This is a genomic window from Pseudomonas anguilliseptica, from assembly GCF_900105355.1.
Lineage (GTDB): Bacteria > Pseudomonadota > Gammaproteobacteria > Pseudomonadales > Pseudomonadaceae > Aquipseudomonas > Aquipseudomonas anguilliseptica.
Genome location: NZ_FNSC01000001.1, coordinates 4598777 through 4613587, shown reverse-complemented (window position 1 = coordinate 4613587; position 14811 = coordinate 4598777). Strand labels below are relative to the sequence as shown.

Here is a 14811-nt window from a genome sequence, read left to right as displayed (position 1 = left end):
GGCTAGGCTCGCTGACGAAGTTATTTGCGCTGCCACTTACCTTCAAGCTGGATGTATTGCCCTGCCGGTGTCTTGTCGATGGCTTTCTGCCCGGCAATCGCTTCCACATCGCTGAGCTGGATGCCGTTCTGCGCCGCCAGCTTCTGGTATTCGGTACGGCGCGCCTGGTTGATTAACTGGGCGATTTCGGCGGCCTGGCCAGCGTTACTCACCACGCCGAGATAGCCATTGGGCATTTCGCCCAACTGGCCGCTGGCTTTTGCGTCGCCCAGGGCGGACATGGCTTCGTTAAGGTTCAGGGCTACGGCCGGCAGGCTCAGGCTGAGCAGCAGTAACAGGCTGGCAAGGCGTTTATAGAGGTTCATGCTCGGGCTCCTTAGAACAATCCGCTGGATTCGCTGAACATGCTGTCCAGGGCTTTATCCACCTTGATATAGATTTCGTGCTCGATCTTTACATTCAGGTTGATGTTGATCGGCTCATTGGGCATCGCCAGCTGTACGGTCGGGGTGCAGGCCGTACTGAGCAGCCCCAGTAGCAGGACGGCGAAACAACTACGCAAGCGCATGGCGCTTCTCCTTGATCATCGCTCTGTCGGGGCCGTGTTGGCATTGCGTTCCAGCATACGCTGTTGCACGCGCTGCCTGATGATATCGCTGACTTTGTCGGTCAGTTGCAGGCTGGCCAGCAGAGTAGGGATATCTTCTTCCAGGTTGATATTGAAGTGGATCGGTCGGCCCTGTTCGATGGCCGGGTTTTGTCCCTCCAGGCGCATGGCCAGCGCCAACTTGCCTTGCTGATCGTAGTTGACCTGGCTGCTCAGAGTCGTAAAGCGAAAATCCTCCAGCGATTGAGTCACCAGCTGCATCGCCTGGTTGCTGCGGCCCAAGGCGCGGATACGTTCGGAGTGAAATTGCAAACGCCCACCGGGTTCGCGTGCTGTCAGCTGGCCTTGTTCGATGGTCACACCCTGGCTACTGATCTGCAGCGGCAGACGACCATCGAGGGTGCCGGTGCCTGCCAGCCCCTCTGTGGGGTAGAGGATAAACAGCTGCTCAAGTTCCAGGCCCTGCACCTGTATGGGAAACAGCATCGGCTCGGCGGCCAGGCTCCATTGTCCGGCTGCCAGTTCTAACGTGCCGCCCATCAGCGCTGCTTCGGCCTGGTGCAGCTTCAGCTGGCTTCGGGTCGGTGTTTGCAACGCGGCGCTGTAGCTGCCGCTGAGCTGCACCGGGCCTAGCGGTATACCGGGGTTGGCCTGAGCCAGGCGCAGCTCGCTCAATTCAAGCTGCAGCTGTTTGGGGTCGACTCGCACACTGATACGGCTGTCCAAACCCTCCAGCGTGGTGCGGTCATAAATCCCGCCCAGGCCCTTGCCGGTGAGGTCGAGTTTGACCGTGGGCAGCTGTTGATCGCTGGCCAGGGTCAGGCTGGCGTTGGCATTCAGGCGCCCGTTGTTCAGATCCAGTAGGGCTGGCCATGCCGTGAAGCTGTCTTTTAACGGGTTGCCGCTGCGCAGAAACAGTTCCGCCAGTTGCGCTTGCAGGCTCAGGCCCTTGGCGCTGTAGTATTGCGCCTGCAGCTTGAGTTGCAGCCCGGCATCGTTGCGCAGTGTGCCGTCCAGCTCCGCCTGCAGTGGGTTGGCGGTCAAAGGGCCTTGCCAGTACCAGTGCTGGGGCTGCAATTGCTCATGTTGCAGTTGTGCACTGAAATCGAGAGGACCTTCTAGCTGCCAGTCGAGCAGCTCGCCTGCTGCCAGTTGGGCCTGCAGTTGCAGTCCACTGCTGCTGGCTTTGAGTTGCTGGGCCTGCACATCCGTACTGCGCAGATGTTGCAGGCTGAGCTGTGCGCCTTTGCCAAGGGCGAGATGCAACTGCTGCGGATCCAGATAGGCGTCGAGTTGCAACTGCGTCTGCAGCGCGCCGATCTTCCAGCCCTCCAGCTGAAATGCTGGGGTGGACGCGTTAAGGCTGCCGTCCAGCAGCTGCAAGGCCCAGGGCAAACCATTGGCCAGGGCCAGCGTACCCTGCAGTTCAAATTGGCTGCGCCCCTGGCCCTTTAACAGCAGTTGCAGGGGCAGGGCGCGATCAACCAGCTGTGCAGCCAGGTTGTTGGGCGTTTCAGTGGCCTGGATCGTCAGCTGCAGCGTTTCGGGATACAGCTCTGCCGGTACGTCGCTGATAAGGTCATTGGCAATCTGCTTGAGGTTGAGGTCGGCGTTCAGGCTATCGGCCAGCCACTGGCCATCCAGCGCCTGGGCGGACAAATCGAAGCTGCCCTGCAATTGACCGAGAGCGGGAATTGGCCAGGGCTCAGGCAGCTTGGCGCTGGCTTGCAACTGGCCGCTGGCCTGCTGCAGCTGCGCCAAATTAAGGGGGCCAGGGGCAAGCTGCAATTGCCAGCTTGCCTTCAGCTGCGCTGCCGTCGGAGCCTCAGGCAGTGTGCCTGCGGCACTGGGTAGCCACTGGCCTAGCCAGCTTTGCAGCACCGCGCTTTGCTGCAAGTCGCCGCTGAAGTCACCTTGCCAGAGTTGTCCGGTGCCGCTCTGTTGCAGGCTGCTGCTGAGCTGCAGTTGCGCTTGCTGATTGATCGCCAGGCTCAGCTGCAGCGCTGCTGTTGTGGCGTCGCCCTGCAATTGCGCGTGCCAGCTCAGTTGGTCCTGTTGATGTTGCAAATTGAGCTGAGCATCAAGCTGTGCAGCGTCTTTAAACAGCAGCAGATCGCCCAGCAGTTGGCAGCGTGTTTCGGCGCAAGGTAGCTCGATCTGCAGTGCATCGACCTGCAGGTGTTGCGGCAATAAGCTGATAACTGCGGCGAGTTGCTCCAGTGGAAACGCAAAATCCGTGCTGTCGTCAGTTGTTGGCTCGGGTTGAGAGGGCAGATTCAGTTGCAGGCCGGTGATCTGTACCTGCTGCCAGAAGGGCAGCGCCAGACTGAATCCACTCCAGCGCAATTGCAGCTGTTGCAGCTGCACTACGCCGCTGGGGTGCTGCAGGCTGAGCTGGTCAAGCTGGATACCCTGGGTGGATAGGCCTAGGCCTCGCCACTCGAAGTTCTCGATCTGCTCGCGTTCGAGCAGGCGGCTCAGGCTCAGGTAGCCATAAGCGCTGAGCAGGACGAGCAGTAAAATCAGGCAACTGATAAGTCGCAGCCAGGTGCGCCGGCTGGGCATAAGCACTGATCCATAGTGAGGGAGTTGCGTGGCTGGACGTTAACCCATGTCTGGCAGGCTGCCAATCAGAGGTTATTCTGTTCTGTGTAATTGCAGCATTTAGTGGTATTTTTGCTGTAAACAGACATTATGAAAGTAGGAGGCCGTGATGAGCGCATTGATTCGACCGGTTGCCGACGCCGATGCGGTGCTGGCCAAAGCGCTGCTCAATACCCGTGAACAGCTGGGCCTGACCCAGCAGGAACTGGCGGACATCATTGGTGTACACCGCACAGCGATCTCGCGTTGGGCTGAGGGTGGCCTGCGCGTGCACAGCAAAACCGGTGAATTGGCCTTGTTGCTGGTCCGTGTATACCGCTCGCTGTTTGCCCTGTTTGGCGGCAATTTGCTGGATATGCAGCATTTTCTGCGCACCGACAACCGCCATCTGGATGCGCCGCCCTTATCCCTGATGATGCAGGTGCAGGGGTTGGTAAGGGTGGTGGAGTATCTCGATGCGATTCGTGGCAAAGGCTAGAACCTGTTTATGACCTGCTGCGCGTTGGCCCTGCAGCGTTAAAAACAGGACTCTAGCTCGCGAGGCCCTAAACAGCTTCAAAACAGCAAGCTTGAAACGCAGTAGCAACAATAATAAAAGTTAAGGACAACGCCACCATGGATATCTGGCAACACTGCCAAGGCCCGGCTCAGATCAAACCGCTGCGTGGGCGCCTGGTGCGTCTGGTCGAGAGTCAGGCCCAGGTCGCCACTTTGCAATTGGTCGATACCCTTGCCGAACAGGCGTTGCTTGAGGAGTTGCTGGAAACCAGCAAACCGCCGCTGCCGCAGAATGCCGAGCCGCTGCATTACCTGCTGAAAACCCCGTTCCGTTATCCGCCGCTGCGCTGGGGCTCGCGCTTTGGTTCGGTGCACGAGCCGAGCCTGTTCTATGGCGCGCTGCGCATCGACACCGCCATGGCCGAGGCGGCGTATTACCGCTTTCTGCTCTGGGATGGCATGAGCATCGCGCCCCCCAGTGGGCGCATCCTTTCCGAGCATTGCACCTTCGAGGCGCGCTATCAGGTTGAGCGCGGCATTCAGTTGCAGCATCCGCCGTTTGCGGATTTCCAGGCCGAACTCTGTCATGCCAGCGCTTATGAGCATTGCCAGGCATTGGGTGCAGCCATGCGCGGGGCGGGGGTTGAGGCGTTCGAGTACCGTTCGGCGCGCTGCCCGCAGAAGGGCAACAACGTTGCGCTATTCGTTCCAGGCGCGCTGGCAGAAAAGCGCCCGCGTAACCTGCTGAGCTGGCTGTGCGAGACCACCGACGACTATGTCGCCTTCAAGAATGCCCAGGTTCCGGACACCCCTAGAGTCTTTCGCCTGGATGCCTATCAGGTGGATGGCCGCCTACCGCGCCCGGCATAGGGGCCGAGCCTGTTTTAGCGCGATACTGCGTTTCTCGACACTCATTTGGAACAACCAAGCCTCGTGTCTCGTGCCTTGCCTCGTGCTAAAACAGGCACCGGCGCAGCCGCGAGCGAAACGGCATCAGACCCTATACAGTGCGGCTTTTTCAGGGCGCTTTGCCCTGAAAAAGGGCAGTGCGACGGCGTGACGCAGCGACTTGTGCACAATTGCGATGCGCCTTGTCAAGCAGGATGCAGTGCTTGACGTAAACCCTTGATTCTTTTTATTGATTTTATAAGTCAATGAAATATATGGATTTTTTGCGCTGGTGAAAAAATCACCAGTTTGACCTTGGGCCCCACACCATAGGCGCTGAGGCCGCTTGCTCCCATGTTATCCACGAAGTTATCCACAGCTTCTGTGGATTAACCCGAGCGCTTGCTCTAGGTCGCCGTCTGAGGCTTTTTTGCAAGGCTTTACCTTGGCGAAAAAAGGAGTAGAGTTGCGCGCCTTTCCGGCTACCGCTGCTTTTTATGCCTCGCGCAATCACTCGACTACCTATCGCTGCAACCACTGCTCCTCGCCTGCCCACCCGTGTGGCACTCTGGCTACTGGGCAGCCCTCGACTCGGTCATGCCCCCAGCGTCAAACGCTTTGCTGGCCACCTGCTCAAGCAACCTGCCTTGCAGGGCGTAGTGCAGGCACAGAGTCGGCTTGGGCAAATGCTCTGCCGTGATTGCGGCAACCCACGTGATCGGCGCATCGGTTTTGAACTGCTGCGCCAGGCCGCCCGCGCCGGTGATATGGGGGGCCAGCTGGAGCTCGGCCAACTCTATAGTCAGCCGCGCAACAATGAACCGCAGCAGGCCCGCCACTGGCTGGAGCTGGCAGCGGGGCAGGGTTCGCCAGAGGCGCAGCAACTGCTTAAACAGCTTTAGAGCCAACTCAAAGTCTGCTGCGCGTCGGCCCTGGCGCGTTAAACAGGCTCGGTAAGCCGCTGCGGTTAACGCGCTTCAGGCGACCCGAAGGGCGAGTGAAACGAGTAATGCTCATGTACAAAAGTACACTTCGCTTGATTCGCTGCGCTCACCCTAAGGACCAGCCGTTGGCTGTTACTCCGCTACGCTACGTTTCTCGTCTGCTTGACCAGCCGGGGGCTGTTACTAACGTAGCGCCTTGCATGACACTCGCTCGCGATACTTTGAGCAGGCTCTGACGCAATGGGCCGCTTTGTAAGAACACTGGTTATACTGCCAGTACTTTTCTGCGGAGTTGCTTATGCCTATCGATCTGTCCGTCGCGTTGGCACCTGCGCTGCTCGGTTTTGCCGCCGCAGCACTTCCTCTTCTCTATATGGCCTGGTCGCTGCAACGCCGTTTGGCCAGTCAGCAGCTGGAATTCAGCCTGCTACAGGAACGCTTGAGTAATGCGCAGCTAGCGCAGACCGGCCTCGCGGCGCAGCTGGATGATTGCCGCGAGGAAGTCGCCGAGATCAGCGAGATCAAGGCTGATCAGCAGGCCGAGTTGGCGGCGTTGCGCCGTGAGGCCGACTTGCTGCAACAGGAGCGCCAGATTGCCCGCGAAGCAGCCCAGGCCTGGGCTCGCCAGCGCGAACAGCAGGAGTCTGAAATCCGCCGCCTGGATGCTCAGCGGGCGGCCCTCAGCGCCGAACTCAAAGAACAGCAGGATAGCCATCAACAGCGCCTGAGCGACCTGCAAGGCTCGCGCGATGAACTGCGCGCGCAATTTGCCGAACTGGCCGGGAAAATCTTTGATGAGCGCGAGCAGCGCTTTGCCGAAACCAGCCAGCAGCAGCTCGGTCAGTTGCTTGACCCGCTCAAGGAACGCATTCAGTCTTTCGAAAAGCGCGTGGAGGAAAGCTATCAGCAGGAAGCCCGTGAGCGCTTTTCTCTGGGCAAAGAGCTGGAGCGTCTGCAGCAACTCAACCAGCGTTTGGGCGATGAGGCGACCAGCCTGACCCGTGCTCTCAAAGGCCAGAAAACCCAGGGCAACTGGGGCGAGCTGGTGCTGGAGCGGGTGCTGGAGCACGCCGGCCTGGAGAAGGGGCGTGAGTACCAGACCCAGGTCAGCCTGAAGAGCGCCGACGGTGAACGCTTCCAGCCGGATGTGCTGATCCAGCTGCCGGGCGACAAGCAGGTGGTGGTGGACGCCAAGGTCAGCCTTACCGCGTACCAGCAATATATTGCCGCAGAGGACGACGCCAGCCGGCAGCTGTCGCTCAAGCAGCATGTGCTGTCGCTGCGCAGTCACTTGAAGGGCTTGTCGCTCAAGGACTACCAGCGCCTGGAAGGCCTGCACAGCCTGGATTTTGTCCTGCTCTTTGTGCCGATCGAAGCGGCCTTTGCGGCGGCGTTGCAAGCCGCCCCTGGCTTGTTTCAGGAGGCCTTTGATCAACATATCGTCATCGTCAGCCCGACCACGTTGCTGGCCACCTTGCGGGTGATCGACAGCCTGTGGCGGCAGGAGCGGCAGAGCCAGAACGCCCGCGAGATTGCCGAGCGCGCGGGTGCGCTGTACGACAAATTCGTCGCCTTTATTCAGGATCTGGATGAAATGGGTGCGCGCCTGCAGCAGCTGGACAAAGCCTATGCCGGCGCACGCAACAAGCTCTGCGAGGGGCGCGGCAATATCATCAGTCGGGTGGAAAACCTCAAGCTGCTCGGCGCCCGCGCCAGCAAAAGCCTGCCTGCCGAACTACTCGAGCAGGCGGCCGGGATGAGGGTGCTGGAGGATGAGGCGGCCGAGTAGAGCGCTCTTCTGTTCGTTGGCGAGTTGTCAGGCCCTGACCTGGGCTTGTTCAGCTGCCGCGCGTTGCGCCGCCGGTGAGTTAGCCAGGTAATCCAGCGCCACGCGGATATCGCCTTCGCTGCGCGGGTGATAGCTGGGGTTGAAATAGCGCACCACCGAACGGCCGATGCTACCCATGCGCGGCAACAGACCACGCTTGCCCAGGTGGTACCACAGGCGTAGAAAGCCTGGCCGGTAACGGGTGACCGGGTCCTGGTGCATCATGATTTTCATTCCGCTGCTGAACAGAAAGATCAGCGCCGGCGTGGCAATCAGCATATACACCCAGCGCATCAGCAGGCTGCCGCCAATATGTACGTGTAGATCGTGGGCCACGCTGCGGTGCTCGACTTCTTCGGCGCCGTGCCAGCGCAGCAGGTCGAGCATTACCGGGTCAGCATGGCCGAGGCTGCGGGTGGTGATGATCCAGTCGCCCAGCACGCAGGTGAAGTGCTCCACTGCGGCGATCAGGCCGACCCGCTGACGCAGCCACCAGGGCTGCAGGGCGCGGCTGATGGCGTTGTTGCCGAGGGGAAAGTCGCACAGCACACGCTCGAATAGCCAGTGGATTGGTCTGGAAAAGGGCGTCGGATCAATGCCATTGCGCAGCAGGTAGGGCGTCAGTGCGCTGTCGTGGGCGTGGGCATGTTGCGCCTCCTGTTTGACGAAGCCTTGTACGTTCTCGCGCAACTGTGGGTCGGTTACCAGTGGTAGGGCCTTGTTGTAGACCCGGCAGAACCAGAATTCTCCTGCCGGCAGGATCAGGTGCAGGCTGTTCATGATGTGCGAGGCTTCCGGCTCGTTCGGCACCCAGTGCAGTGGCGTGTTGGCAAAGTCGAAGCGTACTTTGCGTTGTTCCAGGCGGTGCTGTTCGCTCATCTCGATTCTCCTTATCGTCCTGCCAGGTTCTGGCTGGCAGGCTCGGTGCTGCCAGCCTCGCTGTGGATATGGGTGGTGAACTCACGCAGCCACTTGGCCAGCTGTTGTGGCTCAGCCAGCAGTTGCCAATGCCCGGCATGTGCCTCGCGCTGCTGTAGCCTGGGCGCCCAATGCTGCAACTGGTCGAACAGTTGCGGGCGGACGAAGCGGTCGCGGGTCGGCACGATCAGTTGCACAGGCACCTGGGTATGACGCAGGCGTGGCGTGAACAGGCTGCGGATAAAGTTGGCGCGATACAGCTTGACCCCGTGCACACCGTCCGAGCGTTGGCTGCTGCTGATCGGCATATTGCGCAGGCCTTCGATCTTACGCAGCAGGCCCGGCCAGGCGCGGTCCAGTCCCATGCGCCAGGTCAGCTCGGGCAGTAATGGCGTGTGAAACAGGGCGATGTACCAGGAGCTGAGCAGTTGGCCGAACACCTGCAGCAGTGCGCGCGGAGTCTTCTGCTTGAGTTTGTCGCGCATCCAGTGGCCGACATGGTCTAGGCAAGGTCCGGAGATGCTGGTGTAGGAGGCCAGCAGAGGTTGCGTGCGTGGTTCGGTGACTGCTTCCCAGGCTTGAATCGATCCCCAATCATGAGCCGCCAGATGCACCGGTTGCTCGGGACTAAGGGCCTTGATCACCGCTTCCAGATCATTGGCCAGCTTTGCCAGGTGATAGTCCAGGCGCTTGCGTGGAGTATCCGAGGCGCCAAAGCCGCGCACGTCGTAGGCAATGATCTGATAGTCGGCGGCCAGCTCGCGTACCAATGGCAGCCAGATTTCATGGTTATCCGGGTAGCCGTGCACCAGCAGCAGGGTCGGGCCGTTCGGATTACCCCAGCGATAGGCCGCCAGCTGTACACCATCGCCATGAACCCACAGCTGTTCGGCCTGCAGCTCTTTATCTGGCAGCACTGCTGGCGCGTTCATACGGTTGCTTGATGCAGAACGGGGGTTAGTGAGTAATGCAGGGTGATAACGGCGAGGTCGATGGGCATGCAGCGTCTCCGAATTGTCTGGGCGATCGTTACATCATTTGATGTCACGGTTATTGTTGGACGCTCGGGACGTCTCTGCCTAGTCATCGGCTGAACTCATTGAAGGTCCTGTTACGGTGTTACTTAGATAGCTGAAAGCCTTCTGCAACAGGGCTTTGCGCGGGTTGTGCAGGGTCGATTGAGCCGTTGGGTAGGGCAAGTCCAGCCCTTGGTTGGGGCGGTTGTTGGCCGGTTGCTCGTGCGGCTATGATCGCCGCCATGCAAACAGCCTCTGCTTTTCTCCAGCGTTTATTAGGCAGCGCCGCCCCTGTGGTGGAGGCGGTGTCCGTCGAATATCGCGTCGATGATCTGGCCCAGGCCGCGCAGACCAGCGTGCGTAATGTGCGCGCTTATCAGGATCAGGGACTATTGCCGCCGCCGGAGCGGCGAGGCCGGCTGGGGATCTACAACGGCGAGCACCTGGCGCGGCTGAAGCTGATCGGCCAGTTGCTGGAACGTGGTTACAGCATCGCCAGTATTCGCGAGCTGTTCGAAGCCTGGGCTCAGGGTCGCGACTTGGCCCATGTGCTGGGGCTGGAGCAGGCCATCCAAGGGCCTGGGCAGCCGGAGCAGGCCGAGCAGCTGTCATTTGCGCAGCTGCAGGCGTTATTCGGTGAGGTGCTGGATGACCAGGTCATTGAGCGGGCCCTGGCCCTCGGTCTGCTGGAGTTTGCCGGCGACCATCTGCGCGTACCCAGCCCCAAACTGTTTGCCGCAGGGCTTGAGTTGTACCGCGCCGGTATTCCTTTGCCGGCGCTACTCGATGAGCTGGCAGCCATTCGCGGGCAGGTGCAACAAGTGGCCATGGGCATTGTCACGGTGATTACCCAGCAGCTGGTTAACCCGCTGCTGCACAGTGATTTGCCGCATGCCGCTGATCTTGAGCGGCTCAGCGCGCAGTTGCTGCAACTGCGCCCCTTGGTGGAGCAGGTCGTCGTGGCCGAGCTGGCGCGCAGTCTGCCCGAGGCGGCCAATCGCGAGTTGAGCGAGCGGGTGCATAAGTTGCTGGAAGGTTTTCTGCGCGCCGACTCTTCAAAGCAGCAGTAAAACCGCCGCGCCGACCAGCAGGCCGGCAGCCATCACCGGCAGGGTCATCAATGCCAGCTTGCGGCCACCGATCAGGGCGACCAGAAAGCCTTTGACCAGGCTGTTACTCAGCGCTGCGAGAAAAATTCCCTGCACGGCGACCTGGGCATCCAGTTCACCCTTGGCGCTGCGCGCCAGCGATAGGGTAATGGCATCCACATCGGCCAGCCCCGAAAGCCATGCCACCAGATAAACGCCGACATCACCCAGCCAGTGTTGTGCGGCTTCGACCATCAATAGAATCAACGCCAGTAACGCGGCAAAGCGCAGCGCCGGGCCCAGTTCAAAGGGGTTTTTCAGTGGCGGTTCGGCTTGCTCTTCGTTTTCCGTGCCGGCGCGGCGGAAGTACAGCAGCGCGCCAGCGGCATACACCAGAGTGGCGATGCCCAGCGGCCAGACCAGCTGTGGCAACAGGCTGGCGTTGACCAGGCCGACCTCCAGCAGTACCCGCGGAAACATCAGTGCCGAGGCGGCGAGCAGGCCGCAGGCCAGAATCGCTTGCAGATTTCGTCCCGAGGCCAGGCGCGCCAGGGTGACGGTCATCGCCGTGGACGACACCATGCCGCCGAGCAATGCGGTAATCAGCAGGCCATGACGCATGCCTATCAGGCGAATCGCCACATAGGCGGCAAAGCCAATGCTGGCGATCAGCACCACCATCCACCAGATGGCGTAGGGGTTGAAGGCCTGCCACGGACCGTAGCCTTGGTTGGGCAGCGCCGGCAGCAGCACCAGGGAAATAAATAGCAGCTTCAGTGCGCCTGACAGTTCCGCCTCGCTGAGTCGCTGCAGGGCACCGTGTAGCGACTGCTTGAGGCTTAGTAGCAGTGCAACCGCCACCGCGCCGGCCGCCGCCAGCCCGGCATAACCGGCCATGGCCAGGCTGCCGAGCAGGAAAGTGATCAGCAGCGCCACCTCGCTGGTCAGTCCCATATCACCCAGGCGTTGCAGTTCGCCAAAGTAGGAGGCCACCACCAGCAGGGCGAAACCGCTGAAGATCACCGCCCAGGCGATAACCCCGAAATGCTCACCGAGCAGCATGGCAAAGGCGCCGAGCAAGCTGCTCAGGGCAAAGGTGCGAATCCCTGCGACCAGCTGGGTGTCCTCGGTATTGCGTCCCTGCCAGCCGCGCTCGGCACCAATCAGCAGGCCTGCGGCCAGGGCGCTGGCGAAGTTCAGCAGGGTGTCGAGGGCTTCCGGCATGAGTCGATCCTGGGCGGGCAATGCTGGCAGTCTAGCCAGTGGGTGTTGGGCTGTATTGCGGCAGGTCAGTCTACGGCGCAATGCTGCGCAAGATTGTTCAAGACGCCGCGGCAGCGATGCGTCAGGCTATGTAGCGAAGGAGGGCGCATGAGCCGTTTACAGCAGTTTATCTATGGAGTTCGCGACAGTATTCCGATGATTGTCGGCATTCTGCCGTTTGGTCTGATCTATGGCGCGTTGGCCAGCCTGGCCGGGCTGAGTCTGGGGCAGGCGCTGGGTATGTCCCTGCTGGTGTATGCCGGCTCAGCGCAGTTTATTGCCATCAGCCTGCTGACCCTGGGCAGCGGCGCGGTGGTGATTCTGCTCACCACCTTGGTGGTCAATCTGCGCCATGTGCTCTACTGCGCGGCGCTGCAGCCTTATGTCGGCAAGCTGCCGCAGCGCTGGCGGGTGCCGTTGGCGTTCGGCCTGACCGATGAAACCTTTGCCGTGGTGCAGCGCCGGTATCTGGCGCGGGGCATGACCGAACACGGCCAGTGGTATCACGCCGGCGTGGCATTGGCGTTATACCTGTCCTGGGTGTCCAGCTCGCTGGTCGGTGCGTTGTTTGGCCAGAGCGTGCCGAACCTCGCGGGTTGGGGGCTGGACTTCGCAATGCTGGCGACCTTTATCGGCATTGTGGTGCCGGCGCTGCGCAACCAGCCGCAGATTGCTGCCGCTTTGGTAGCCGGTGCGGTGGCGCTGCTGTGCCATGCCTGGCCCTATAAATTGGGGCTAATGGCGGCTGCGCTGAGTGGCATTGCGGTCGGCGTATGGTTGGAGCAACGCACAATGCCGGTGACTGTCGGGGAGGGTGCGTGATGGCTATCTGGTTGCTAATTCTTGGTATGGCGCTGATCACCTTTGCGATTCGCTACAGCCTGTTTGCCTTTCCCGATCTGCGCTTCCCGCCGTTGGTGCGCCAGGGCCTGCATTACGTGCCGACCGCTGTGCTGAGCGCCATCGTAGTACCGGGCATGCTGATTCCCGATGGCCAGCACTGGGCGTTCAGTCTGGACAATGCCTACCTGTTGGCAGGGTTGGCGACTATTGCCATCGCCGCGCTGACCCGGCATCTGCTGGCTACCATCGGCGGCGGCCTGCTGGTGTTTTTTATCGTGCGTTGGTTGTTGGGTCAGTTGCCCCTGTAAGCAGGTTTTTTGCCGCCTGGATTTGTAGAAAATGCAGCAAAAGGCAGGTTTCGCTGTGGCTTTGTGAGGTGTTCTTGCAGTCAAATGCCTGACAACCCGCTTGGCCACTGCAGACAGGTACACGGACGATGACCGAACAATCACAATTCGCATCGCTGGGTAAAAAGCGTTTTTTGCCGTTTTTTATCACCCAGCTGTTGGGTGCTTTCAACGACAACATCTTCAAGCAATCACTGATTCTCGCCATTTTGTTTAAGATCAGTTCCGGGGCTGACAAGGCCTTGCTGATCAACCTCTGTGCGCTGTTGTTTATCCTGCCGTTTTTCCTGTTCTCTGCCCTCGGCGGCCAGTTTGGTGAGAAGTTCGCCAAGGATTCGCTGATCCGCAAGACCAAGTTCGCCGAAATCGTGATCATGCTGCTCGGTGCTGTCGGCGTGTTGCTCGGCAACCTGCCCATGATGCTCGCGGTGCTGTTTGCCATGGGCACGCAGTCGGCGTTGTTCGGCCCGGTGAAGTATTCGATTTTGCCGCAGCACCTTGAAGAACAGGAGCTGGTGGGCGGCAACGCACTGGTCGAGATGGGCACCTTCCTGGCCATCCTTGCCGGCACCATTGGTGCGGGCATCATCATGGCCAGCAGCGGTTATGCGCATATCGTCGCTGCCTGTGTGGTGCTGGTGGCAGTGTTTGGCTATCTGGCCAGCCGCGGCATTCCCGTGGCGTCGGCGGCCATGCCGCAGCTCAAGCTGGATTGGAACATCCTGCGTCAGTCCTGGCTGATCATGAAGCTCGGTCTGGGCCAGCGCCCAGCCGTGTCGCGCTCGCTGGTGGGTAACTCCTGGTTCTGGTTTCTCGGTGCAGTGTACCTGACGCAGATTCCGGCCTATGCCAAAGAGTGGTTGTACGGCGATGAAAGCGTGGTAACGCTGATTCTTACTGTGTTCTCGGTCGGTATCGCACTGGGCTCGATGCTCTGTGAGCGCATGAGTGGACACAAGGTGGAAATCGGCCTGGTGCCGTTCGGCTCGATCGGCCTGACCCTGTTCGGCATCATGCTCTGGTGGTTCTCCGGTGGCTTCCCTGAGGTCGCAGAAAACCACGACTGGCTGTCTGTGCTGAGCTATAGCCAGGCTTGGTGGATTCTCGGCTCGATTCTCGGTATTGGTCTGTTTGGTGGTTTCTACATCGTGCCGCTGTATGCGTTGATCCAGTCGCGCACGGTGGAGCATGAGCGGGCACGGGTGATTGCCGCCAACAACATTCTCAATGCGCTGTTTATGGTGATTTCGGCAATTGTCTCGATCCTGTTTCTCAGCGTTGCCGAATTGTCGATTCCGCAGCTGTTCCTGACCATTTCGCTGATGAACATCGCGGTCAACAGCTACATCTTCAAGATCGTTCCCGAATTCAGCATGCGCTTTATGATCTGGCTGCTCAGTCACTCGATGTACCGGGTGGAGCACAAGGGGCTGGAGGCGATTCCTGATGAGGGTGCGGCGGTGCTGGTGTGCAACCACGTGTCGTTTGTCGATGCGCTGCTGATCGGTGGTGCGGTACGCCGGCCGGTACGCTTTGTTATGTATTACAAGATCTACAACCTGCCGGTGCTCAACTTTATCTTCCGCACCGCTGGCACCGTGCCGATTGCTGGGCGCAACGAAGACCTGCTGATCTACGACGCCGCGTTCAAAAAAATCGCCGAATACCTGCGTAACGGCGAAGTGGTGTGCATCTTCCCTGAGGGAAAACTGACCACCGATGGCGAACTGAATGAGTTCAAGAACGGCATTGAGCGCATCGTCGAGGCCAACCCGGTACCGGTGATTCCCATGGCGCTGCAGGGCTTGTGGGGTAGCTTCTTTAGTCGCGATCCGCACAAGGGCTTGTTCAAGCGCCTGTGGTCACGTATCACTCTGGTGGCCGGTACGCCGGTAGCGCCCGAGTTGGCCAAGCGTGAGTTGCTGCAGGCTCAGGTGGCTGAGTTGCGAGGTGAGCTGCGTTAAACC

The 14811-nt window shown here is 60.2% G+C and carries 14 protein-coding genes; 8 read left to right on the top strand and 6 right to left on the bottom strand.

Features of this window, described 5'->3' with window-relative positions:
* Window positions 1-20: 20 nt before the first annotated feature.
* From BLW24_RS22490 to BLW24_RS22480, 3 genes are read right to left on the bottom strand one after another with little or no spacing between them, the layout of a single operon-like run.
* Entirely contained in the window at window positions 21-365 is a 345-nt protein-coding gene (locus BLW24_RS22490; RefSeq protein WP_090387061.1) for a YdbL family probable chaperone protein, read from the bottom strand.
* A gap of 11 nt (window positions 366-376) precedes the next feature.
* Entirely contained in the window at window positions 377-568 is a 192-nt protein-coding gene (locus BLW24_RS22485) for a YnbE family lipoprotein (RefSeq protein WP_090252927.1), read from the bottom strand.
* A gap of 15 nt (window positions 569-583) precedes the next feature.
* On the bottom strand, window positions 584-3172 hold the full coding sequence (locus tag BLW24_RS22480; RefSeq protein WP_090387059.1) for an intermembrane phospholipid transport YdbH family protein: 2589 nt from the start codon (window positions 3170-3172) through the stop codon (window positions 584-586).
* Between the two features lie 148 nt (window positions 3173-3320).
* Between BLW24_RS22480 and BLW24_RS22475 the strand changes: the two genes are divergently transcribed.
* From BLW24_RS22475 to BLW24_RS22460, 4 genes are all read left to right on the top strand, one after another.
* Window positions 3321-3689, top strand: a complete 369-nt coding sequence (locus BLW24_RS22475; RefSeq protein ID WP_090387057.1) for an antitoxin Xre/MbcA/ParS toxin-binding domain-containing protein — start codon at window positions 3321-3323, stop codon at window positions 3687-3689.
* Window positions 3690-3826: 137 nt separating this feature from the next.
* Entirely contained in the window at window positions 3827-4579 is a 753-nt protein-coding gene (locus BLW24_RS22470; protein WP_090387056.1) for an RES family NAD+ phosphorylase, read from the top strand.
* Between the two features lie 515 nt (window positions 4580-5094).
* On the top strand, window positions 5095-5499 hold the full coding sequence (locus BLW24_RS22465; protein WP_090387054.1) for a tetratricopeptide repeat protein: 405 nt from the start codon (window positions 5095-5097) through the stop codon (window positions 5497-5499).
* Window positions 5500-5965: 466 nt separating this feature from the next.
* Window positions 5966-7330 (top strand): DNA recombination protein RmuC, encoded by a 1365-nt coding sequence (locus tag BLW24_RS22460; RefSeq protein ID WP_167360453.1) that lies wholly within the window; start codon window positions 5966-5968, stop codon window positions 7328-7330.
* A gap of 27 nt (window positions 7331-7357) precedes the next feature.
* On the opposite strand, the gene BLW24_RS22455 is transcribed toward BLW24_RS22460, so the two are convergent.
* The gene (locus BLW24_RS22455) at window positions 7358-8248 is read right to left on the bottom strand and encodes a metal-dependent hydrolase (RefSeq protein WP_090387052.1); all 891 of its coding nucleotides are present in this window, start codon (window positions 8246-8248) and stop codon (window positions 7358-7360) included.
* An 11-nt stretch (window positions 8249-8259) separates the two neighbouring features.
* Complete coding sequence (locus tag BLW24_RS22450; protein ID WP_090387050.1) at window positions 8260-9219, bottom strand: alpha/beta fold hydrolase; 960 nt, start codon at window positions 9217-9219, stop codon at window positions 8260-8262.
* Window positions 9220-9545: 326 nt separating this feature from the next.
* On the opposite strand from BLW24_RS22450, the gene BLW24_RS22445 reads away from it, so the two are divergent.
* Window positions 9546-10373 carry a MerR family transcriptional regulator gene (locus tag BLW24_RS22445; protein ID WP_090387845.1) on the top strand — a complete coding sequence of 276 codons (828 nt, stop codon included), beginning with the start codon at window positions 9546-9548 and terminating at the stop codon, window positions 10371-10373.
* Here BLW24_RS22445 and BLW24_RS22440 read toward each other — a convergent pair.
* Window positions 10359-11615 carry an MgtC/SapB family protein gene (locus tag BLW24_RS22440; RefSeq protein WP_090387047.1) on the bottom strand — a complete coding sequence of 419 codons (1257 nt, stop codon included), beginning with the start codon at window positions 11613-11615 and terminating at the stop codon, window positions 10359-10361. The genes BLW24_RS22445 and BLW24_RS22440 overlap by 15 nt on opposite strands.
* 147 nt (window positions 11616-11762) lie before the next feature.
* Between BLW24_RS22440 and BLW24_RS22435 the strand changes: the two genes are divergently transcribed.
* From BLW24_RS22435 to BLW24_RS22425, 3 genes are all read left to right on the top strand, one after another.
* Window positions 11763-12476 (top strand): AzlC family ABC transporter permease, encoded by a 714-nt coding sequence (locus tag BLW24_RS22435; RefSeq protein ID WP_090387045.1) that lies wholly within the window; start codon window positions 11763-11765, stop codon window positions 12474-12476.
* Window positions 12476-12805 (top strand): AzlD domain-containing protein, encoded by a 330-nt coding sequence (locus BLW24_RS22430; protein ID WP_090387043.1) that lies wholly within the window; start codon window positions 12476-12478, stop codon window positions 12803-12805. Before BLW24_RS22435 ends, BLW24_RS22430 begins: the two co-directional genes overlap by 1 nt.
* A 128-nt stretch (window positions 12806-12933) precedes the next feature.
* Window positions 12934-14808: an MFS transporter gene (locus tag BLW24_RS22425; protein WP_090387041.1), complete on the top strand. Its 1875-nt coding sequence runs from the start codon at window positions 12934-12936 to the stop codon at window positions 14806-14808.
* Window positions 14809-14811 lie beyond the last annotated feature (3 nt).

Coding starts and splice junctions, on each gene's coding strand:
- BLW24_RS22490 (WP_090387061.1), bottom strand. CDS start 365: ATGAACCTCTATAAACGCCTTGCCAGCCTGTTACTGCTGCTCAGCCTG.
- BLW24_RS22485 (WP_090252927.1), bottom strand. CDS start 568: ATGCGCTTGCGTAGTTGTTTCGCCGTCCTGCTACTGGGGCTGCTCAGT.
- BLW24_RS22480 (WP_090387059.1), bottom strand. CDS start 3,172: ATGCCCAGCCGGCGCACCTGGCTGCGACTTATCAGTTGCCTGATTTTA.
- BLW24_RS22475 (WP_090387057.1), top strand. CDS start 3,321: ATGAGCGCATTGATTCGACCGGTTGCCGACGCCGATGCGGTGCTGGCC.
- BLW24_RS22470 (WP_090387056.1), top strand. CDS start 3,827: ATGGATATCTGGCAACACTGCCAAGGCCCGGCTCAGATCAAACCGCTG.
- BLW24_RS22465 (WP_090387054.1), top strand. CDS start 5,095: ATGCCTCGCGCAATCACTCGACTACCTATCGCTGCAACCACTGCTCCT.
- BLW24_RS22455 (WP_090387052.1), bottom strand. CDS start 8,248: ATGAGCGAACAGCACCGCCTGGAACAACGCAAAGTACGCTTCGACTTT.
- BLW24_RS22450 (WP_090387050.1), bottom strand. CDS start 9,219: ATGAACGCGCCAGCAGTGCTGCCAGATAAAGAGCTGCAGGCCGAACAG.
- BLW24_RS22445 (WP_090387845.1), top strand. CDS start 9,546: ATGCAAACAGCCTCTGCTTTTCTCCAGCGTTTATTAGGCAGCGCCGCC.
- BLW24_RS22440 (WP_090387047.1), bottom strand. CDS start 11,615: ATGCCGGAAGCCCTCGACACCCTGCTGAACTTCGCCAGCGCCCTGGCC.
- BLW24_RS22435 (WP_090387045.1), top strand. CDS start 11,763: ATGAGCCGTTTACAGCAGTTTATCTATGGAGTTCGCGACAGTATTCCG.
- BLW24_RS22430 (WP_090387043.1), top strand. CDS start 12,476: ATGGCTATCTGGTTGCTAATTCTTGGTATGGCGCTGATCACCTTTGCG.
- BLW24_RS22425 (WP_090387041.1), top strand. CDS start 12,934: ATGACCGAACAATCACAATTCGCATCGCTGGGTAAAAAGCGTTTTTTG.